Below are 20,998 nucleotides of genomic sequence, written 5' to 3' on the forward strand. Positions count from 1 at the left end.
CCGAGGACGGGAGCGTTCAGGAAGGCAGACCGTACGCGTCCGCGATCAGCTCGTAGCTGCGCAGCCTCGCGTCCCCGCCATGCGCGTTCGCCGTGATCATCAGCTCGTCCGCCCCCGTCCGCTTGGCCAGGTCGTCGAGACCCGTACGGACCTCGTCCGCGGTGCCGTGGATGACGTTGGAGAGCCAGCCGTCGACGAACTCCCGCTCCATGGGACTGAAGGTGTACGCGGCCGCCTCCTCCGGGCTCGGGATCAGCCCCGGGCGTCCGGTGCGCAGCCGGACCATCGACAGGGCGCCGGTCAGCACCTGGCGGCGGGCCTCGCGCTCCTCGTCGGCGGCGAGGGCCGACACGCCGATCACGGCGTACGGGGCGTCCAGCACCGGGGACGGCCTGAACGACTCCCGGTAGAGGTCGAGCGCCGGAACGGTGTTCTGCGCCGAGAAGTGGTGCGCGAACGCGAACGGCAGGCCGAGGACACCGGCCAGCCGGGCGCTGAAGCCGGAGGAGCCGAGCAGCCAGACCGGCGGACGGGCCGCGGACTGCACACCGCCGGGCGCGGTCGCCTGCACGGGGCCGGGTACGGCGTGGATCCTGGCGTACGGATGGCCGTCCGGGAAGTCGTCGTCCAGGAACCGGACCAGCTCGGCCAGCTGCTCCGGGAAGTCTTCGGCCCCCTCGTTCAGCCGGTCCGTACGACGCAGGGCAGCGGCGGTCGCGCCGTCGGTGCCGGGCGCGCGGCCGAGTCCCAGGTCGACGCGTCCGGGAGCCAGGGCCTCCAGCGTGCCGAACTGCTCGGCGATCACGAGCGGCGCATGGTTGGGCAGCATCACTCCGCCGGAGCCGAGCCGGATGCGCTCGGTGTGCGCGGCGAGGTGGGCGAGGATCACGGCCGGGGACGAGGAGGCGACGCCCGGCATGGAGTGGTGCTCGGCGACCCAGAAGCGGTGGAAGCCGCGGCGCTCGGTGAGCTTGGCGATGTCGACGCTGGTGCGCAGCGCCTGGGTCGCGGTGCGGCCCTGTCCCACGGTCACCAGGTCGAGCACGGACAGCGGCACGGAGGCCGTTCCGGCTGCGGTGCCGCGAATCTGGTCGCCTCGGATCTCGTCCACGTTTCGGCCTCTCCCGGTGATGCGTACGTAACGGAAGAAGCCAACAGGAGGATGGCTCCGTTTATTCCCGCACCACGATGCCCCGGGTCTCGGTGACGCCGGGGGGCGGCTCGCGGGTGGCGAAAAGGGCGCCCAGCGCCGGTTCCCAGAGGCGGCGGTCGACCAGTCGCAGGCCCTCCCAGACCGTCACCTGGTTCGCCGTGAGGACCGGCTTGCCGAGCAGTTCTTCCAGTTCGGGGATGTACGCCGCGGTGTGCAGGGCCGTGTGCGGCAGCAGCACCGCATCCGCGTCCGGGTGGTCCCCGGCGACGGCCAGCTCCTTCACGAGCCGTGCGTCCCAGCCGCCCACCTCGGCGGCGGTGATGATGCCGCTGCCCCGGGTGGCGACCACCTCGATGCCCGCGGCCTCCAGGAAGCGGGCGAAGAGCACGGCGATGTCCTCCGGGTAGGTCGCGGCGATCGCTACCCGGGTCGCCCCCACCTCCCGTACCGCGTGCGCGAAGCCGAAGGAGGTGCTGGACGCCGGCAGGCCCGCCGCCCTGGCCAGGGTCGCGATCTGCTCGTGCGCACCCTCCCGGCCGTACACGAAACTTCCGCCGGTGCAGGCCCAGACGAGCGCCTCGGCGCCCGCCAGGCGCAGATCCTCCACGCCCGCCGCGAGCCGCTCGGCCGAGCCCATCTCGCGCAGGGCCTCGACGGTGTGGGTGTCCTCGCCGATGCCGGTGTGGAAGAGGGGCAGTCTGATGTCGCTGTCGAGCATGATCTCGATCCGCGGGAAGTCGCCCTCCGCGGAGTGGCCCGGGTAGAGAAGTCCGATGGTCGTCATGTCCACCTTTCTGTACGTCCGGAGCGACGAGCGCGTGACTCCGTCACCGCTGCCCTCACCCATGTCAAGTATTCCGTTGCTTTGATCAACATGCGATCTCAGCCAACCCGGCGTTTCCGCTGGGATGGTCCGTAACGGTGTCACCAGGGTGCGAGTTGCGCTCTGGTGGCCTGTTGACGGTCTCCCGTTTCTGTCCCGGCCCGGGGGCTGGGGATTGTGCCACCTGCCCGCCCCGTCCCGGCCTTGCGGCGCGGGCGGGTGGTGCGGGTCTTGCGGTCGGCTCCACGGGGCTTCGACTCCGCCCTGGCGGGGTCCAGGTCTCCGGCCACTCCGGTACCTGTGGTGCGGGCCGCTAGGGCGACCAGGTTGTGTCCTGCGTTGGCGTCCCTGTCCAGGACGAGGCCGCAGTTGTCGCACTCGAAGACACGCACGCTGAGGGGCAGCTTGGCTTTCACCACACCGCAGCGCGAGCAGGTCTTCGAGGAGGGGAACCATGGGTCGGCGACGACGAGTCGTGTGCCGCGCCGACCGGTCTTGTAGGTGAGTTGGCGTCGGATCTCGCCGAACGCGGCATCCGCGACGTGGCGGGCCAGGCTCCAGTTACGGCCCATCCCGGCAACGTTGAGGTCTTCTACAACGATCGTGCCGTACTGGGATGCGAGGCGGGTCGTCATCTTATGGAGGGTGTCCTCGCGGAGGTTCGCGACCCGGTGATGGATCTCGTTCCGCGCCCGGTTGGCTTTCTCCCAGCGACGGGAGGGTCCTTGTCCAGTGCGCCGGTCGGGGCCCTGGACCCGGGAGACCACCCGGCTGGCGCGGCGCAGCTGCTTCTGCGCCCGGTCGAGGTGACGCGGGTTCGGCTCCTCACTCACCACACCGTCGCTGTCCGCGAGAACCGCGAGGGTCTTGATCCCGAGGTCAATACCGACCGCCGCATCCGGACGGGACACCCTCCCCAGCTCGTGCCGCTGCTCAACCTGAAACGCGACGAACCAACGGCCCCTGTCCAGACGGACCGTCGCGGACAAGATCCGCATGTTGCCCGCGTCGATCAGGGCCCGCAGGTCGGTCCTGTTCTCGTGGAGGCGGATTGTGCCGATTCGGGGCAGGGTGACGTGCCTGCCGTCGGGCTCGATGCGGATCGTGCCGGTGGTGAACCGGCAGGTCAGCCGTGCCTTCCGCTTCGACTTGAAGCGGGGAATTCCCATCTTTGGGCCCTTGCGCTTGCCGCTCTTCGATTTCACGTAGTTGTCGAACGCCGCCGACGCGCCTGCCAGGCCGGTGTTGTATGCCTCCTTGGAGTTCTCCTCCCACCAGTCGGCGAAGCGCGGGTTGGTGCGCTTGTCCTCGTTGAACGCCTTCCGTAGCGAGGGCAGCGACCACGAACGCCACTCAGTCAGCTGATCGTCAGGAATGCCGTAGGACTGCTCGGCCTTCCGCTGCCACCACACAGCAGTGACGTAGCCGACCGGCCCAGTTGTACGCGGCCCGCGCGGCCCCTCCGTGCGAGTACAGGCGGCGGTCGGCCGCGGCGTTCGGGTCCAGGGCCAGCTTGTGCGCGAGGACGGTGAAGCCCGGCTGCGGCCTGAACTTCTTCACACACCCACCTCCGGGCCGGTGGCTACTGCGATAGCCCGGGAAGCGCGGTCCTTTGCGAAGCGGCGACCGTGCAGACGGGCACACAGGGAGGTGAGCACCTCGGTGATGTCCCGCACGAGGTCGTCGGCGGTCTCTGCCGTGTCGAGGACGACCAGGCGCCGTCCCGTGGCCGAGAGAGCTGCATCAAGGTGATCGAGGCCGTTCCGGGCGACGCGGTCGTATTGCTCGACCACGATCGTCTCCACGCCCGGGTCGGCGAGCAGACGGTTCAGTTCGGGGCGGCTCCCGTCCACACCGGAGCAGACCTCCGTCACCACGTCAGTGACAGCGAACCCCCGGGCCGTTGCACCTCGCACGGTACGGGCGACCTGGCGCTCCAGGTCTGCTTGATGGTCATCGGACGAGACGCGGCAGTACGCCACGACCCGCCCCGCAGCCTGCGGGGCGGGCTCGGTCACGAGCCATGTACCCGACGGCGTCTGGACGACCGGGACCGGCATACGACCCTCTTTCGCCCAGGTCCACGCGGTCTGGTAGTGCACGCCATTGCGCGCCGCCCACTCGGAAAGCTTCACAACATCAGGCTATTCACTGAGAACACTGGATATCCACCGAAAGGAATAGGAACTGTTGTTCACACCCGATGACCGCACCACGGAGGCCGCACGGAGCGTGACCGGGTGGCTCCGTTGACGCGGTGGGGTTCCGGTGCGAGCGTGGTGAGTGATGTCAGAGCCCACCCTCCTCGTCCTGGACACCGAGCCGTCACCGCGCCTCGGCCGGCTGACCGGCCGCGTCCGTGTCCAGTACACCGACGAGCGGGGTCTGGCCGCGCATCTCCCCTCCGCGGACGCCCTGCTGGTGTGGGACTTCAGCTCCGACGCGGTACGCGGCGCCTGGCCGGGTGACGGGCCGCGCCCGCGCTGGGTGCATACGGCGAGCGCGGGGGTGGACCGGCTGCTCTGCCCCGCACTGGCCGCCTCCGACACGGTGGTGACCAACGCGCGGGGCATCTTCGAACTGCCCATCGCCGAGTACGTCGCGGGCCTGGTGCTCGCCTTCTCCAAGGACCTGCCGGGGACGCTGGAGCTCCAGCGGCTGCACCACTGGCGCCACCGCGAGGTCCGGCAGCTCTCCGGCACCCGTGCGGTCGTCGTCGGTGCGGGCCCTATCGGCCGGGAGATCACCCGGCTGCTGCACGGCCTCGGTGTGCGGGTGGCCCTGGTGGCGCGGACGGCCCGGCGCACCATTCACGGCATCGAGGACCTGGACCGGCTGGCCGCCCGCGCGGACTGGGTGATCTGCGCGGCGCCGCTGACGGAGTCGACGCGCGGGATGTTCGACGCCCGGTTCTTCGGTCTGCTCCAGCCCTCGGCCGTGTTCGTCAACGTGGGGCGCGGCCCCATGGTCGTCGAGACCGATCTCGCGGACGCCCTGCACAAGCGGTGGATCGCGGGGGCCGCGCTCGACGTGTTCCAGGAGGAGCCGCTCGGACCGGAGAGTCCGCTGTGGGACGTGCCGGGTCTGGTGGTCTCGCCGCACATGAGCGGCGACACGGCCGGCTGGCGCGACCGGCTGGGTGAGCAGTTCGTGGAGATGTACGAGCAGTGGGCGGCCGGCCTGCCGCTGCCGAACGTGGTTGACAAGGAGCTGGGCTATGTCCCCTCCCCCGACCACACCGCCTGAGTCCGGCACACTCCCGCAAACCCCCGCACTCCTGACAGCCCGTCACCACATCGGGCCCGTCGAGGAATACGCCCCGCGCATCCCTCGTCGCACTCCGCCCGCCACAGGGCACGAAAAGGTCACTCTCCGGCCACTTTTGGGTTACATGCCGCCTCGTCCTGCATAGACGTACGGGATCGGGCAGGCGCTCACCTTGTCCGGACTGTTCGACCCTCCAGGAGATTGCGAACCATGGCTGACTTCCCGAACCTGTCCCGCCGGGGTTTCCTCAACCGATCGGCAGCCGTGGGGGGATTGCTCGTCGTTCCCGGCCTGCTCTCCGCGTGCAGCAAGACCGACGCCGGATCGGTGGAAGGCGAAGGCGCCCTCGACAAGCTCCGTAAGCAGGGCTTCGTACGGGTCGCGTACGCCAACGAGGCCCCGTACGGCTATCTGGAGGGCAAGGAGCTCAAGGGCGAGGCGCCCACGCTGCACCGCGAGATCTTCAAGGCGCTCGGTGTCGACGAGCTGAAGCCCACGCTCTCCGAGTGGGACGGCCTCATCCCCGGACTCCAGGCCGGCAAGTACGACGTGGTCAGCGCGGGCATGGCGATCACCCCGGAGCGCTGCGCCAACGCCATTTTCTCCGAGCCGGAGTTCATCTCCCCCACAGCGCTGATGGTGAAGAAGGGCAACCCGAAGAAGATCACCGACCTGGCCTCCGCCAAGGCCGCCGGAATCACCGTCGGCGTGATGTCGGGCGCCGTCGAGGGCTCGTACGCCAAGGGCGCGGGCATCGCCGAGGACAAGATCAAGACGCTGCAGAAGCCGCAGGACGGCGCCGACGCCGTCAAGGGCGGGCGCATCGACGCCTTCCTGCTCACCGGCATCTCGCTGCGCTGGCTCGCCAAGACCAACCCGGCCACCGAGGTCACCGAGGCCTTCCTGCCGGAGCTGGAAGGGAAGAAGCAGTACTCCCCCGGCGGCGCGGTGTTCCGCCAGGGCAACGAGGACCTGCGGGACGCCTTCGACCGCGAGCTGAAGAAGATCGTCTCGGACCGTTCGCGCTATGTGAGCCTGCTGGAGCCGTACGGCTTCGGGGCCACGGAAATCCCGCCCGCCACGCTGAAGACCGCCGATCTGTGCAAGGGCTGACGGGGGCGAACCACACCGTATGAGTGACTTCTTCTCCACTCTCCTCGATGAACTGCCCCAGGTCCGCGCCGGTCTGTGGGTGACGCTCCAGGCCACCGTTCTGGGGTCCCTGCTGGCCCTGGCCCTGTCCTTCGCCCTCGGCCTGATGGCCGGCAGCCGGCTGCTCCTGGTCCGCGGGGCCTCGCGGACCGTCGTCGAGTTCTTCCGCGGCACCTCGCTCTACATCCAGCTGTTCTGGCTGTACTACGCGATGCCGCCCCTGACCGGCTACGAACTGACACCGCTGCTCTGCGGTGTCGTCGCCTTCGGCCTCAACTACGGGGCGTACGGCTCCGAAGTGGTGCGCGGCGCCATCAACTCCGTACCGCGCGGGCAGTACGAGGCGGCCCTCGCGCTCAACCTCACCCCGTCCCGGCGGCTGCGCAAGGTCATCCTTCCGCAGGCCTGGGTGCAGATGATCCCCTCGTTCACCAACCTGCTGATCCAGCTGCTGAAGTGCACCCCGCTGCTGTGGCTGATCTCCGCCGCCGACCTGATGACGGTGATCCAGCAAGTGCGCGACCGCACCGGTGAGACCCTCACCGCGTATCTGACGCTGCTGGCCGCCTACTTCGTGCTGGCCTACGCGCTGACGCTGCTGATGAATCTGCTGGAACGGACCGCCAAACGGCGGCTCGGCCTGGAGACCGGCGCCGGCAGCCTGCTGAAGAGCCGCAGCGCCGCGGCCACCACCGTCGGAGGTGCCCGGTGAACGGCTTCGACTGGAACGCCGCAGGGGACGCCCTGCCCCTGCTGCTCGAAGGATTCAGGGTCACCCTCCTCGCGACGGTGCTCGGCACCCTCGTGGCCGCCGTCCTGGGGCTGGCCATCGCGATCGCGGGACGGGCTCCCAGCAGACTCGTCACCGTGCCGGTGCGGGCCGTGATGGAGTTCGTCCGCTCCACCCCGCTCCTGGTCCAACTGGTGGGCGCGGCAGCTGTCTTCAGCTCCGTGGAGCCGCTGACCATCGGCATCGTGGTGCTGGGCATCCACTACGCCACGTACACCTCCGAGGTGTACCGCGCCGGGATCGACGGCGTACCGAAGGGCCAGTGGGAGGCCGCCCGGGCGCTCTCGCTGCCGACCCGGCGGACCTGGCAGGCCGTGATCCTGCCGCAGGCGGTACGCAATGTGCTGCCCGCGCTCGGCAACTACGCGATCTCGATGTTCAAGGAGACGCCTTTCCTCGCCGTGATCACGGTGCAGGAAATGGTCTTCGAGGCCCGGAAGTACGGGGCCGAGCACTTCGCGTACACCGAGGCATTCACGCTCGCCGGCCTGGTCTTCCTGGTCGCGAGCTACCCCACCTCGCTACTGATGAGAAAGCTGGAGAAGCGCCTTGGCCACTGAATCTGCCCCCCTGAAGGAGCCCGCGGACGTGGCCCCGGGCCGGGTGTCGACCGGCGTCGAGCCGCTGGTCCGCTTCGACCGGGTCGTGAAGCGGTACGGCGACCATGTGGTCCTGGACGAGCTGGACTTCACCGTGCGGCGCGGTGAGCACGTCACCCTGATCGGTCCGAGCGGCTCCGGCAAGACGACCATCCTGCGGCTGCTGATGACGCTGGAGAAGGTCAGCGACGGGGTGATCTGGGTCGACGGCTCACCGCTGTCGCACGTCCGCGCCGCGGACGGCTCACTGAAGCCGGCGGGGGAGAAGCAGCTGCGGGAGTCCCGGAAGAAGATCGGGATGGTCTTCCAGCAGTTCAATCTCTTCCCGAACATGAAGGTGCTCCAGAACATCACCGAGGCACCGATCAGTGTGCTGGGCATGGACCGCGACGAGGCGGAGAGCCGGGCCCGCGAACTGCTCGACCTGGTGGGGCTCTCGGGGAAGACCGACGCGCATCCCTCCCAGCTCTCCGGCGGTCAGCAGCAGCGGGTGGCGATCGCACGGGCGCTCGCGATGCGGCCGGAGATCCTGCTGCTCGACGAGGTGACGTCGGCGCTGGACCCGGAGTTGGTGGCGGGCGTGCTGGATCTGCTGTCGGACATCGCCAGGACCACCGACATCACCATGCTCTGTGTGACCCACGAGATGAACTTCGCCCGGGACGTCTCGGAGAAGGTGCTGATGTTCGACGCCGGACGGGTCGTGGAGTCCGGATCTCCGGAAAAAATCTTCACCGACCCGGAGCACGAACGTACGCGCGAGTTCCTCAACGCGGTGCTGTGACCACGCTGTTGATACACCGCCAATGACATGGGCATATGCCAGACGGGTGCGCCCCAGCTGACAGGGCCGGGGCGCCCCCATCAAGTCGTCAACAGCACCCCCTTTCGGGGGTCTTGGCGGCTATCGTGGGTCGAAAGCTGACGGTCACAACCTGGTGGGGGACACCGTGGCGTTGAAGCCCGAACCGACCGCGCCGTTCCACTCGGTGCAGTACGCCCTACGCGTGCTCGAAACGGTCTCCAAGCACGGCAACGGTGTGCCCGACGTACAGATCTCCCGCGAGACGGGCCTGCCCACCGGCCACCTCGCCTCCCTGCTGCTGACCCTGCGCCGCGAGGGCTATGTCGAGCAGGTCACCGACGGGGCGTACGTCATCGGTTCCTCGCTCCTCCTGCTCGGCTCCGGCGCGGCCCGCCGGCAGGCCCTGGAGGACAAGCTCCAGCAGACCCTGGTGCAGCTGCGCGACTCCGTCGGCGCCGCGGTCTACCTCAGCCGGTACGTCGACGGCGAGATCCGGGTCACACAGATGGCGGCCGGGCCCCGCACGCCCGCGGTCAACGAGTGGGTGGACTTCCGGTCGGCGGCGCACGCCAGCGCGATCGGGAAGTGCCTGCTGACGCAGCTCGACCAGAACGGGCGGCGCGACCACATCTCCCGGCACAAGACCGCCCGGCTCACCTCGCGGACGATCACCAGCGAGAAGGTCCTCTTCTCCAAGCTGGACAGTCAGCCCGCGACGGTCCCGATGCTGGACCTCCAGGAGTACGCGCTGGGCACGGTCTGCGCGGCGGTGCCGCTGACCGCGGGGGCGTCGGCGGGATGCCTGGCGCTCTCGCTGCCGATCGAGGACGCGCACCGGCTGCGGTCGGCGGCGGACACCCTGAACCGGCAGGCGGCGCCCGTACTCCTGTCGCTGGCGCTCTGAGGGCCCGGACCCGCCTGGACCTGCCCGGACCTGCCCGGACCTGCCCGGACCTGCCCGAGGATTGCGGGCAAAACGGTCACGGGTCCAGGGGTGGCCGACGCATGTCGTCAGCACTACCGAGGAGCAGGTATTATTTTCGAGTCACCAGGCGCCGTTAGCTCAGTTGGTTAGAGCAGCTGACTCTTAATCAGCGGGTCCGGGGTTCGAGTCCCTGACGGCGCACAGACAACGCAGTGGGCGGTTTCCGATCAGTCGGAAACCGCCCACTGCGTTTTTTGCTGCCCACGCATCCATACGCACGTTTTATACAGTCGTCATAGACAAGCGTTCTAGACACTCGTATATTCGCTGTCATGACGAACGCGACACGCACCACCGCCGAGCGCGGCGAGCTTGCCGGCCGCCGGGAATGGACGGCCTTCGTGGCCCTCCTCCTCCCTCTTCTCCTGGTCTCCATGGACGTCTCCGTCCTCTTCTTCGCGATCCCGTCCATCGACCGGGACCTCGCCCCCAGCGCCACCCAGCAGCTCTGGATCTTCGATGTGTACGCCTTCGCGCTGGCCGGCCTGCTCATCACCATGGGTTCGCTCGGCGACCGGATCGGCCGCCGCAGGCTGCTGATGTTCGGCGCGGTCGCATTCAGTGCCGCGTCCGTGGCCGCCGCGTACGCCACCAGCCCGGAGATGCTCATCGGCGCCAGGGCGCTGCTCGGGATCGGTGGTGCGACGCTGATGCCGTCGACCATGGGCCTGGTCCGGAACATGTTCCGTGACGAGCGTCAGCGCGGCCGGGCCATCGGCATCTGGTCGGGAGCCATGGCGGGCGGCATCGCGCTCGGGTCGGTGCTCAGCGGGGTCATGCTGGAGCACTTCTGGTGGGGCTCGGTCTTCCTGATCAACGTGCCGGCGATGGTGCTGCTGCTGATCCTGACGCCGGTGCTGGTGCCGGAGTTCAAGGACCCGGCGCCCGGCCGGTTCGACCTGCTGAGCGTGCCGCTGTCGATGGGAGCCGTCCTGCCGGTCGTCTACGGGATCAAGGAGATCGCCGCCCACGGGGCCACGCTGCGCGACGCACTGTTCGTCGCCGTCGGGCTGCTCGTCGGCTGGGCCTTCGTGCACCGCCAGCGTCGGCGCGGTGACGCGATGATCAGCCGGGAGCTGTTCCGCGGCCGGGGCTTCGCCGCAGGTATCGGGCTCAACTCGCTGGCCTCGTTCGCCATGATGGGCTCCGCCTTCTTCACCACCCAGTACCTGCAGTCGGTCCTCGGCATGGGCACACTGGAAGCCGCCCTGTGGAGCCTTGCCCCGTCACTGGCGGTCGGCGTCGCCGCTCCCCTGGCCACCACGATCGCCCAGCGCGCCGGGCGGCCCCCGGTCATCTGCGCGGGATTCGTCATCGCCGCCGCCGGGTTCGGTGTGCTCACCCTGTCCGGTACGGATTCGCTGTGGCTGCTGCTCGGCGGGGCTGCCGTACTGAGCAGCGGGATCGTCACCGTGATGGCACTGGTCTCGGACCTGGCGCTGGCCACCGCACCGCCGGAGAAGGCGGGTTCGGCGGCCTCGCTGCTGGAGACCGGCCAGGAGTTCGGCGGCGCGACGGGGATGGCGCTGCTGGGGGCGGTCGCCACGGCGGTCTACGCGGCGGACATGCCGGGCTCGGCACCGGAGGCCGCCCGCAAGACGCTGCCGGGGGCCGTGGCCACCGGGGACGCGTCGCTGATCTCGGTGGGCCGGGAGGCGTTCGTGCACAGCATGCAGTACGCGTCGGTGGCGGGGGCGGCGCTGTTGCTGGCCGGGGCTGTACTGGCCGCGGCGCTGCTGCGGCGCGGCGAGCGGGCAGGTGCGGTGGGGGAAACGGCGGCCCCCGCCCGGGCCGCCGCCTCACAATTGCGCTGACCGAACGTCAGAACTGCACGTCCGAGCACGCGTAGAACGCGTTGCCGGTGTCCGCGACGGTCCAGACGGCGAGGATGATGTGCTTACCGGTCTTCTGGGTGGGGATGGTGCCCTGATGGGTCAGGGTCGACGGGGGCTGCTGGTTCCCGTACGGCACCGTCATGAACGGCTGGGACTCCAGAGCGGCCCGGGTGAGCGGCTGGGTGGTGTTCCAGCCGTTCTTGGTGATGTAGTACCGGAAGTCGGTGGTGGAGTGGCGGGCGGTAAACTGCCAGCGGAAGCTGTAGCCCTGGCCGCCGGTGACGTTGGTCGCGGGCCAGTTGCCGCCGCGCGGGTCGTCGAGCGCCGCGAACTGACTGAGTCCCGCGGAACAGATCTTGCCGTCCGCCGGGCCGGCCGCCGGGAAGCCCTTGGGGCCCTCGACGCTCTGCGGCTCCCACTGGATGGCTCCGCAGCCGGTCACCGTGCCGTTGGCACAGAGTTTCTGACGGCTGATCGGGGAGTCGGTGTAGCCGTGGCTGCTTGCGCTGCTGGTCGCGAACATGGACGCGCCCGCTATCGCCAGGCCGATCACGGCCGCGCTTGCCCTTTTCCGCATGCTTGTGCTCCTCAAGAACGTGGGGGATGTTCCATGAGCTCTGCTCTGCGCGCGTGTTGTGCGGTCTAGACCAAGTCACAGGTTATTGACGCGACATGAACATGTCCAGACCAATGAGCGTCCGATTCCGGCTCACCGGTGGCTGCTGCGGGGTCGCTCTCAGGAGCCTTCCGTGACGCTGCGACCGGTGTAGAAGGCCACCGTCAGGTCCTTCACCAGCGCCTTTCGCTCGTAGTCGTCGAGCTCCACGATGCCGCGCGAGGTGAGGCGGTGCACAGTGTCGTCGACGGCGTCGACCACGGAAGTCAGCACACTGTCCCGGTGCCTGGCGTCGATCGCGGCGATCCGGCGCCGCTGCATCGCGGCGGCGACCTCGGGGGCGTACTCGATACCGGTCGGCTGCGCCGAGTACACCTCGATGCCCACGGGTTCGCAGTCCGCCTTCAGCATCCGGGTCAGCGCGTCACCGACGGCCTCGGCGTTGCGCAGCGTGTGGGCGTCCTCGTTGAAGGCGTCGGCCGGCAGCTGCGAGAACACCCGCGCCATCGCGGCCTCGACCTGCTCGCGCAGATACTCCTCGTGGTCGGCGACGCCGAGCGTGGCCCGCACGGTGTCCTTGATCCGCCAGACGACGAGGACTACCACGCGCAGTGCGGTGCCGTTCGCGTCCACGGAGGGCAGGGGTTCGCTGCGCCAGTGCCGCAGCCGTACGTCGACGCGGCGGCGCAGCAGGAGCGGGGAGACCCAGACCAGGCCGGTGCGGCGCACACTCCCCCGGTAGTCGCCGAAGAGGGTCAGCACCCAGGCGTGCCCGACCCGGCCCCGACCGAGACCGCCGAGCGCGAACAGGACCACCGCCACCAGGAGCGCGAGGAGCGCCCAGGCCCCGATACCGATGCCGTCGTACGGGCTGGAGCCGAGCCCGATGCTGTCGAGCGCGGCGGCGGGCAGCGCCCCGGACCACCACAGGGTGGCGAGACCGGCCGCGGTCCCGACCGCCCCCGTGACCAGCGCGGCCCAGCCGGGCAGGGCGGGCCCGGGCCGCTCGTACAGCCGGGGGTCGCCGAGCGGTCCCGACCTGGTCGGCGCCTGCCCCTGCATCTGCGGTGAACGCGGCAGAGGTGGCCGCCGGGCGGGCTGGGGACGCGGGGCCACGAAGGCGGGCAGCGCACCCGAATCGCCGCGCTCCGGGCCCGTAACGGGGTCACTTGCGTCGCGTGCATCGAGTGCGTCGCGTGCGACATGTAGGACATGTGCGTCACGTGCGCCGTGTGCATCGCGGTCGTCGCGGAAGAGCAGGTGTACAGGGATGGAGGCCGTGGACTCGTTGGCGATGACGGAGTGCCGTCGCCCGGTGCCCCGCCAGCTGTCGGCCTCGGCGGTCCCGACACCGTCGCCCGCCACGGACGCACCGTCGGACCCCCGGACCGGCACCGAAACGGACGCCCCGACGACGGCGTCCGCCGGGACGAGGTCAAGCACCAGATCCACCACGGTGTCGGCCCCGCGCCCGCCCCGCCCGTCCACATCGGGCTCCGGCGACGGGCCGCCCTCGTCCTGGCCGCCCTCGTCCGGGGCGGCCCCGGCCGGGCGGCCGGGTGCCGGTTCCCCCGACGGGGCGCCCGGAGCCCGGGCGGCCCCCGCCGGGGTACTCGTGGCGGGAACCTCGATCGCTTCCTCGTGTCCGTTCACCGGTTGCCCTGCCTTTCCGTTCTCCGGGGATCCGGAGCTGTCCGACACCATGGGTCGCATTGCCGCCTCCGTCATGTCCGTACCGTCACGCGAAGAGTCGCCGCCAGGTCTCCGGGCCCGGGTAGCCGTCGGCCGCGCTGCCGCGCCAGCCCAGGGATCGCTGGAATGCCTCGACATTGCGGCGGTCCGCCTCGGTCCACCGGGGACCCGGGCCCGACAGGTAGCGCTTGCCGTAACCCCTCTTCACCAACTGTTTGCCGAGCCGTGCGACATGGCTGTTGGACTGGCCCGGCTTGAAATAGCCGCGGCCCGGGAAGGCCGGGGCCGTACTCGGACTACTGCCCGTACCGGCGGCCGGGATGCTGCGCCCCGTGCCGGTGACCAGATAGCGCCAGGTGTGCGGGCCGGGGATGCCGTCGGCCTCCTTGCCCTTCCAGCCCTGGGCCTTCTGGAACGCCTGGGTCGCGCGCCTGTCCGCTTCGCCCCACCTCGGTCCCGGCCCCTGCGCGTAGGACCGCTTGCCGCCCCGCGACACGAGCATCTTGCCGAGCTGGGTGACGTACTTGTTGTTGGCTCCGGGCCCGAACTTCCCCGCCCCGGGGAAGGACGTCGCGGAGCCGCTGCCTGCCGCCCCGCCGGTGAGGCCCCGGTAGCGGTACGCCACGTACCGGTCGGAGTTGTTCCAGTACGCCATGGGCGTCGCCTGCTTGCGCGTGCGCGGGCGTGCCTGCTCGTAGGCGGTGTAGTGGGTGTGCCGGTAATCGGTCCAGCCGCCGAAGATCGTGACGTGCGAGCCCTTGGACGGGTCCGCCGGATTGTGGAAGAGCAGGATGTCGCCGGGTTGCAGCTTCTCGCGGGAGATCCGCGTCCCGTACTGGTCGAGGCTGCCCGTCCACTCGTTGCGCGGCAGGTTCCACGCCATCGAGACGAAGCCCGAGCAGTCCTGGCGGTAGCCGTCCGACCAGTACTTCTTCATGCTGTACGGGACCTGCGCAGAGACCCAGACCTTGGCCCGGTTGATGATGTCGGCCCGCGTGGCGCCCCGGAGCGTCAGCGCCGAGGACGGTGGGTCCGAGGACCCCGCCCCGTTCAGCGGACCCTTCTCGCCCTGCGGGGTGGCCGGTTCGGGATCGGGCGGCGCGTCCGTCCGGGCGGGTCCCGCGGCGTGTCCCGCGGCGCGTCCCGTCGCGGTCGCCGCCTCGGCGGCCCCGCTGGACAGGACCACTCCGGCGGCCGTCACCAGCACCAGTGCTCGGCGTGCGCCGTGCGCCGCCGGATGTCCGCCGTGCCGCGTCGACAGGGCCCTGGCCGCGGTACGCCGCTGCGCGGCACACCCCGCACAGGTGCAGTCGACAGCGGGTTCGTACTCCTCGAAGACCGGCACAGTCATGCGATTCCCCTCCGCACTCGTCAAGATCTTTGGGCGCATCTGCAAACGGGCGTCAATGTCTCAACTCTCCCGACATATAGTATTTTGACGGATCAAAGAGAAAAAACGACCATCCCACAGGACACGGCGCGGCGGAATTGGTCAGGGGCACGGCCTCTCATCGGGTAGAGTTCTCCAGGTCAGCAGGCGCCGTTAGCTCAGTTGGTTAGAGCAGCTGACTCTTAATCAGCGGGTCCGGGGTTCGAGTCCCTGACGGCGCACGCAAAGTCAAGGCCCCCTCACCGAGCGTGAGGGGGCCTTGTTCGTGCGCGCGGTGGTTCACGAGCGCCCACGGGCACCCCCGCACGCCCCTCCCCCTCACTCCCGCACATCGGCCAAACCGTGCGTATGCCCGGTAAACACCGTTTTTCACCCTTGCAATCACACGACAAGTCGGACAACCTGTCCTGGAGCCGTCGAACTCCAAGGGGGCCGCTGCACCCGGGCAGTTGGGCAGCGGAGAGTGATGTACCGGTTGCGTGTACCGCGGGATGGGGGTCCCGCTCATGGACGAATGCCGAGGGGGCATCATGCAACCGGAAGGCCTCCTTTCCGTGTCTGTGGAAGGGTGGCCCGCCACTGTGTGCGTGTGCGGTGATCCAGGGGGCTCCACCGCACACGACTGACCGACCAATCGCGCACTGACCATGCGTGCGGGGGGATGATCCATGACGTCGACGCCGCCAGGCGCCCGGCAGGACAACGACGCGTCCCGGACCACTCAGCTACGGATACCCCCGCAGCTGCGGACCGGGCAGCGACGGCGCCAGACGAACAAGGCGCTGCCGCGCTACGACTACGAGCACTACAGCCGGCTCGCCGGACCCCTGACGCAGCCCGACCCCGGCCGGCCCTACACGGTCCGCTACCGCTCCCTGCTCTCACAGGAACCGCACCGCTTCCGGGCCGCGCTGCTCCTCGGCGCGGCTCCTCTCGTTTCGCTCGGCCTCTTCGCCTGGCTGATGCAGCCGGCGCACTGGACGGAACGCGATCCGAACCTCAAGAACGACACGCTGCTGATCCTCGACATCGTCATGCTGGTCTCGATCGGTCTGATCGAGCTCTTCCGCACGATGAACGTCCTCTCCAACGCGCACGCGACGCTGGTGGCCCGTGACCCGGTCCCGGTGGTGCCGGAGACGGGCACCAAGGTCGCCTTCCTCACCTCCTTCGTACCGGGCAAGGAGCCCCTGGCGATGGTGACGAAGACGCTGGAGGCGGCAGTACGCATCCGGCACCGCGGACTCATGCACGTCTGGCTGCTCGACGAGGGCGACGATCCCGCGGTGAAGGAGGTGTGCGCCCGGCTCGGTGTGCACCACTTCTCCCGCAAGGGCGTCGCGCACTGGAACCAGGCCAAGGGCCCGCACCGCGCGAAGACGAAGCACGGCAACTACAACGCCTGGCTCGACGCCCACGGCGGGGACTACGACTTCTTCGCCTCGGTCGACACCGACCACGTACCGCTGCCCAACTATCTGGAGCGGATGCTCGGCTACTTCCGCGACCCGGACATCGGCTTCGTCATCGGTCCGCAGGTCTACGGCAACTACGACTCGTTCGTCACGAAGGCCGCCGAGTCGCAGCAGTTCCTCTTCCACGCGCTGATCCAGCGCGCCGGTAACCGCTACGGCGCCCCGATGTTCGTCGGCACCAGCAACGCCGTGCGGATCTCGACCCTCAAGCAGATCGGCGGTCTTTACGACTCGATCACCGAGGACATGGCCACCGGCTTCGAGATCCACCGCGCCCGCAACCCCCTGACGGGCAAGAAGTGGCGCTCGGTCTACACCCCGGACGTCCTGGCCGTCGGCGAGGGCCCCACCGCCTGGACGGACTTCTTCACGCAGCAGCTGCGCTGGTCGCGCGGGACGTACGAGACGATCCTCAAGCAGTACTGGAAGGGCTGGTTCTCGCTGCCCGCGGGCAAGCTCTTCAACTACACGATGATGATCATCTTCTACCCGATGTCGGCGATGAACTGGATTCTCGCCGCGCTGAGTTGTGCGCTGTTCCTCGGCATGGGCGCCTCCGGTGTGCAGATCGACCCGACGATCTGGATGATGCTCTACGGAAACGCCTCCGCGCTCCAGATCGGTCTCTACATCTGGAACCGCCGCCACAACGTCTCGCCCCACGAGCCCGAGGGCTCCGGCGGACTCGCCGGGATGATGATGTCGGCGCTCTCCGCACCCATCTACGCACGCTCCCTGATGGATGCCGTCCTGCGCCGCAAGAGCTCCTTCGTCGTGACGCCCAAGGGCGACTCGTCGAGCCCTGACACCCTCTTCGGCACCTTCCGCATCCACCTCTTCTTCCTGCTCGTCTTCGGTGGCTCCATCGCCGCGTCCTTCTTCCTGGGCCACAGCCATCCCGCGATGCTGACCTGGGCCTGCCTCGCCCTGCTGATCACGGCGGCGCCGATCTTCGGCTGGCGGCACACCGTCCGCGCCGAGAAGAAGAAGCGCCGCGCGGGACCGCCGGAGGGCGGGGCCCCGGCAGCGCGGCCGGGACCCCTGCCGCAGGAGCGGCCCGGCCCCGCCGACAACGAACAGACCATGCAGATCGCCCTTGGGGGACGTAAAAAATGAAGTACCGTCCGAGCCGCCGTACCCGCCGACTGGCGATCAGTACGGCGGTGGTTCTCGCGCTCGCGGGCGCGAACGGACCGTGGCTGTACCGCTTCGGCACCGAGCGCTATCACACGTACGAGATCAACACCGCGGAGTACAAGGCCGCGAACGGTCACTGGGACTACCTCGACGTCCCCGCCGAATTCCGGATCAACACGATCCACGCGGCGCTGCTGCACACCGGCAAGGTGCTGCTCGTCGCGGGCTCGGGCAACAACCAGAAGAACTTCGACGCGAAGAGCTTCCGGTCGGTGCTGTGGGACCCGAAGACGAACGCGTTCAAGAACATACCCACGCCCAAGGACATGTTCTGCTCCGGTCACACCCAACTGCCCGACGGCAAGCTCCTGATAGCCGGCGGCACCAAGCGGTACGAGAAGCTTGAGGGCGACGTCACCAAGGCCGGCGGCCTGATGATCGTCCACAACGAGGACCCGGACAAGCCCGTCACCCTGCCGGCCGGCACACGGTTCACCGGCAAGGAGAACGGCAAGACGTTCGTCTCCAAGGACCCCGTGCTTGTCGAGAAGGCCACCAAGGTCTTCGACAAGCGGACCGGGGCCTTCGTGCGCAACGAACCCGGTCGCGGCCGGATCTACGTCGAGGCCCGGAAGTCCGGCATGACGTACGAGACGGGCACCGAGGACAACTACCGGATCGCCGGTCTCTCCGGCTCCGACACCCGCAACGTATACGGGATCGCGCAGAAACTCGCCCTGGACAAGAAGGACTTCCAGGGCATCAGGGAAGCCTATGAATTCGACCCGGTCGCGGAGAAGTACATCACCGTCGACCCGATGAACGAGGCCCGCTGGTACCCCACGCTCACCACGCTCAAGGACGGCAAGGTCCTCGCACTCTCCGGTCTGGACGAGATCGGGCAGATCGTGCCCGGCAAGGACGAGATCTACGACCCCGAGACCAAGAAGTGGGAGTACACCGGCGTCATCCGGAAGTTCCCCACCTATCCGGCGGTCTTCCTCCTCAACGACGGCAAGCTCTTCTACTCCGGCTCCAACGCCGGGTACGGGCCCGCGAGCACGGGCCGAGCCCCCGGCGTCTGGGACCTGGGGACGAACACGTTCAAGAAGATTCCCGGGCTCAGCGACCCGGACAAGATGGAGACCTCGGCGACCGTACGGCTGCCTCCCGCCCAGGACGAGAAGTTCATGGTCATCGGCGGGGGCGGGGTCGGCGAGTCCGAGAAGTCCAGCGAGAAGTCCCGGCTGGTGGATCTCGGGGCCGAGAAGCCGCGGTTCGTGGACGGTGCGGCGCTGTCGGACGGCACCCGTTATCCGAGCGCCTCACTGCTGCCCGACGACTCCCTGCTCGTCACCGGCGGCTCCGAGGACTACCGCGGGCGCGGCGGCTCGGACGTGCTCCAGGCGCGGCTGTACGACGCGAAGTCGGACACGTACAAGCGGGTGGCGGACCCTGCGGTGGGCCGCAACTACCACTCGGGGTCGGTGCTGCTGCCGGACGGCCGGGTCATGATCTTCGGCTCCGACTCGCTCTACTCGGACCGGGACAACACGCGGCCGGGCACGTTCGAGCAGCGCATCGAGATCTACACGCCGCCGTACCTGTACCGCGAGGCCAGGCCGGAGCTGACGGCTGGGCCGAAGCGGATCGCGCGCGGCGGTACGGGGACGTTCGCGACGCGGCAGGCGTCGTCCCTGAAGTCGGCGAAGCTGATGCGGCCGAGTGCGGTCACGCATGTCACGGACACGGATCAGCGGACGGTCGCGCTGGATCTGAAGATGTCGGCGGACGGGGTCACGGTGACGGTGCCGAAGAACCGGGCGCTGGTCCCTTCGGGGTGGTACATGCTGTTCGTCACCGACGACCGGGGCACGCCGTCGGAGGGGACGTGGGTGGAGGTGCCGTAGGCACCGGGGCCGCCCGGTGGTCGTTCCGCCCTCAACCGCCGGGCGGGCTTGATGTGGCCCGGGTGGGCTTGATGTGCCCGGGGCGGCCTACCCGCCGGCCAACCCCAGCGCGTACTTTGGCCACCACTCGCCCGCCTTCGGGCCGCCCTTGCATTCGCCGTCGGACTCGCCGGGGCGCTTGATCCAGAGGTAGGCGTCGATCAGGTCGTCGCCCGTCCGCGTGGTCGGGGTCTCACCGAGCGCGCGGCCCGGTGGGTTGCACCAGTTCTCCGCCGGGTCACCGCCGTCGTAGGGGCCGTTGCCGTTGCGGCTGGTGTCGATCACGAAGGGCTTGTTACCGACCTTCGCCGACAGCTGCTTGCCGAAGTCCGTACTGGCGGCCGTGGTCTGGAAGTTGGAGACATTGACCGCGAAGCCGTCCGCGTCCCCCACACCCGCCCGCTGGAGCGGCTGGAACAGCGCGTCGGGGCTCTGCCAGCCCGCGTTGCCCGCGTCCACGTACACCGAGGTCCCGGGCTGTTGCTTCAGCCGCTGCACCGCGCCCTTGAGCAGGTCGTAGCGCTCCTCGTGGAACTCCTGCGGTGTGCAGCCGTCCACCAGGTGCAGCAGTGCGTCAGGCTCCAGGATCACCGTGGTCCGGCGGTCGCCGATGCCCTTGGCCACGTTCTCCATCCAGGCCCGGTAGGTGTCCCCGTCGGACGCTCCCCCCTTGGAGAACTGTCCGCAGTCGCGGTGCGGGATGTTGTAGAGCACCAGCAGGGCTTCCCGTTCGGCCTTCTCGGCCGCCTCGGTGACGCCCTTCACCTCGCCCTCGGGATTGTCCGGGCCGATCCACTCGCCGACCGGCTGCCGTGCGATCTTCCGGATCAGGCCGGCGTTCTTGTCGTCGCCGTCCTTCGCGTAGTCGGCAACCTGCTGTGCCGCGGTGCCGTCCGGGTCGACCCAGAACGGCTCGCTGTCCTTGGGCTGCTGGCCGATGGCGGCGGACGAGCCGCCCTTCTCCTCGTCGTCGGACGAGGAACATCCCGCCAGGAGCAGGACGGCGCCGATCACGGCCGCCGTACCGGTCCGCAGACCGGATCCCGGGCGCGTGCGCGCGCCGGACCGGCCGGTGTAACTCCCGTACATCCACTCCCCCTCGGGTGCACTGGTCGCACTGGTCGCACCCGTTGCCGGCCGCGCCGATGTACTCCCGGTCCCGTCCATCCTGACACAGCGACACTGGCGCCCGCCGCGACCTCGATATCCGGACATCCCGTCAAAATCTCCGTGGGCCGCGGGCATCGCCGCGCCTACAGTGTCGGGCAGGCACCCGACCTCCCGTGCCGTGCCCGGCTTCTCCCGCAGCCCGGGCACCAGCGGTCGAGGA

At 69.3% G+C, this 20,998-nt stretch carries 18 protein-coding genes and 2 tRNA genes; 11 read left to right on the plus strand and 9 right to left on the minus strand.

Features of this window, described 5'->3' with window-relative positions:
* Window positions 1–16: 16 nt before the first annotated feature.
* The 5 genes from ACFT7S_RS10880 to ACFT7S_RS10900 form a co-directional block, all read right to left on the minus strand.
* Window positions 17–1,111, minus strand: coding sequence for an LLM class flavin-dependent oxidoreductase (locus ACFT7S_RS10880; protein ID WP_382729648.1), 1,095 nt, complete (start codon window positions 1,109–1,111; stop codon window positions 17–19).
* Window positions 1,112–1,172: 61 nt separating this feature from the next.
* Window positions 1,173–1,937, minus strand: coding sequence for a decarboxylase (locus tag ACFT7S_RS10885; protein WP_382729649.1), 765 nt, complete (start codon window positions 1,935–1,937; stop codon window positions 1,173–1,175).
* A 140-nt stretch (window positions 1,938–2,077) separates the two neighbouring features.
* Window positions 2,078–3,388, minus strand: a complete 1,311-nt coding sequence (tnpB, locus tag ACFT7S_RS10890; RefSeq protein ID WP_382729651.1) for an IS607 family element RNA-guided endonuclease TnpB — start codon at window positions 3,386–3,388, stop codon at window positions 2,078–2,080.
* Window positions 3,345–3,536: a helix-turn-helix domain-containing protein gene (locus tag ACFT7S_RS10895; RefSeq protein WP_382729653.1), complete on the minus strand. Its 192-nt coding sequence runs from the start codon at window positions 3,534–3,536 to the stop codon at window positions 3,345–3,347. The genes tnpB and ACFT7S_RS10895 overlap by 44 nt, the downstream gene beginning before the upstream one ends.
* The gene (locus tag ACFT7S_RS10900) at window positions 3,533–4,111 is read right to left on the minus strand and encodes an IS607 family transposase (RefSeq protein ID WP_382729655.1); all 579 of its coding nucleotides are present in this window, start codon (window positions 4,109–4,111) and stop codon (window positions 3,533–3,535) included. The genes ACFT7S_RS10895 and ACFT7S_RS10900 overlap by 4 nt, the downstream gene beginning before the upstream one ends.
* A 151-nt stretch (window positions 4,112–4,262) precedes the next feature.
* On the opposite strand from ACFT7S_RS10900, the gene ACFT7S_RS10905 reads away from it, so the two are divergent.
* The 8 genes from ACFT7S_RS10905 (at window position 4,263) to ACFT7S_RS10940 (ending at window position 11,388) form a co-directional block, all read left to right on the plus strand.
* On the plus strand, window positions 4,263–5,222 hold the full coding sequence (locus tag ACFT7S_RS10905) for a D-2-hydroxyacid dehydrogenase (protein ID WP_382729657.1): 960 nt from the start codon (window positions 4,263–4,265) through the stop codon (window positions 5,220–5,222).
* 231 nt (window positions 5,223–5,453) lie between these two features.
* Window positions 5,454–6,356, plus strand: a complete 903-nt coding sequence (gene ehuB, locus ACFT7S_RS10910) for an ectoine/hydroxyectoine ABC transporter substrate-binding protein EhuB (RefSeq protein ID WP_382729658.1) — start codon at window positions 5,454–5,456, stop codon at window positions 6,354–6,356.
* 19 nt (window positions 6,357–6,375) lie between these two features.
* Window positions 6,376–7,107, plus strand: coding sequence for an ectoine/hydroxyectoine ABC transporter permease subunit EhuC (ehuC, locus tag ACFT7S_RS10915; RefSeq protein ID WP_382729660.1), 732 nt, complete (start codon window positions 6,376–6,378; stop codon window positions 7,105–7,107).
* A complete protein-coding gene (ehuD, locus tag ACFT7S_RS10920; protein WP_382729662.1) occupies window positions 7,104–7,745 on the plus strand; it encodes an ectoine/hydroxyectoine ABC transporter permease subunit EhuD in 642 nt (213 codons plus the stop codon). The genes ehuC and ehuD overlap by 4 nt, the downstream gene beginning before the upstream one ends.
* On the plus strand, window positions 7,735–8,568 hold the full coding sequence (gene ehuA, locus ACFT7S_RS10925) for an ectoine/hydroxyectoine ABC transporter ATP-binding protein EhuA (protein WP_382729664.1): 834 nt from the start codon (window positions 7,735–7,737) through the stop codon (window positions 8,566–8,568). Before ehuD ends, ehuA begins: the two co-directional genes overlap by 11 nt.
* Window positions 8,569–8,734: 166 nt before the next feature.
* Window positions 8,735–9,493, plus strand: coding sequence for an IclR family transcriptional regulator (locus ACFT7S_RS10930; RefSeq protein ID WP_382729717.1), 759 nt, complete (start codon window positions 8,735–8,737; stop codon window positions 9,491–9,493).
* Between the two features lie 148 nt (window positions 9,494–9,641).
* Window positions 9,642–9,715, plus strand: a tRNA-Lys gene (locus ACFT7S_RS10935).
* A 131-nt stretch (window positions 9,716–9,846) separates the two neighbouring features.
* The gene (locus tag ACFT7S_RS10940; RefSeq protein WP_382729666.1) at window positions 9,847–11,388 is read left to right on the plus strand and encodes an MFS transporter; all 1,542 of its coding nucleotides are present in this window, start codon (window positions 9,847–9,849) and stop codon (window positions 11,386–11,388) included.
* A gap of 7 nt (window positions 11,389–11,395) precedes the next feature.
* Here ACFT7S_RS10940 and ACFT7S_RS10945 read toward each other — a convergent pair whose 3' ends face one another.
* The 3 genes from ACFT7S_RS10945 to ACFT7S_RS10955 form a co-directional block, all read right to left on the minus strand.
* The gene (locus tag ACFT7S_RS10945) at window positions 11,396–11,986 is read right to left on the minus strand and encodes a lytic polysaccharide monooxygenase (RefSeq protein WP_382729668.1); all 591 of its coding nucleotides are present in this window, start codon (window positions 11,984–11,986) and stop codon (window positions 11,396–11,398) included.
* A 159-nt stretch (window positions 11,987–12,145) separates the two neighbouring features.
* Window positions 12,146–13,678 (minus strand): SPFH domain-containing protein, encoded by a 1,533-nt coding sequence (locus tag ACFT7S_RS10950; protein ID WP_382729670.1) that lies wholly within the window; start codon window positions 13,676–13,678, stop codon window positions 12,146–12,148.
* 85 nt (window positions 13,679–13,763) lie between these two features.
* Entirely contained in the window at window positions 13,764–15,068 is a 1,305-nt protein-coding gene (locus tag ACFT7S_RS10955) for a peptidoglycan-binding protein (RefSeq protein WP_382729672.1), read from the minus strand.
* A 186-nt stretch (window positions 15,069–15,254) separates the two neighbouring features.
* Here ACFT7S_RS10955 and ACFT7S_RS10960 point away from each other — a divergent pair.
* From ACFT7S_RS10960 to ACFT7S_RS10970, 3 genes are all read left to right on the plus strand, one after another.
* Window positions 15,255–15,328, plus strand: a tRNA-Lys gene (locus ACFT7S_RS10960).
* A 447-nt stretch (window positions 15,329–15,775) separates the two neighbouring features.
* Window positions 15,776–17,698, plus strand: a complete 1,923-nt coding sequence (locus tag ACFT7S_RS10965; RefSeq protein ID WP_382729673.1) for a glycosyltransferase family 2 protein — start codon at window positions 15,776–15,778, stop codon at window positions 17,696–17,698.
* On the plus strand, window positions 17,695–19,629 hold the full coding sequence (locus ACFT7S_RS10970) for a galactose oxidase-like domain-containing protein (protein ID WP_382729675.1): 1,935 nt from the start codon (window positions 17,695–17,697) through the stop codon (window positions 19,627–19,629). Before ACFT7S_RS10965 ends, ACFT7S_RS10970 begins: the two co-directional genes overlap by 4 nt.
* A gap of 87 nt (window positions 19,630–19,716) precedes the next feature.
* Here the strand turns inward: ACFT7S_RS10970 and ACFT7S_RS10975 are convergent, their stop codons facing one another.
* Window positions 19,717–20,757, minus strand: a complete 1,041-nt coding sequence (locus ACFT7S_RS10975; protein ID WP_382729677.1) for a glycoside hydrolase family 6 protein — start codon at window positions 20,755–20,757, stop codon at window positions 19,717–19,719.
* Window positions 20,758–20,998 lie beyond the last annotated feature (241 nt).

This window comes from Streptomyces sp. NPDC057136 (assembly GCF_042670885.1).
Classification (GTDB): Bacteria; Actinomycetota; Actinomycetes; order Streptomycetales; family Streptomycetaceae; genus Streptomyces.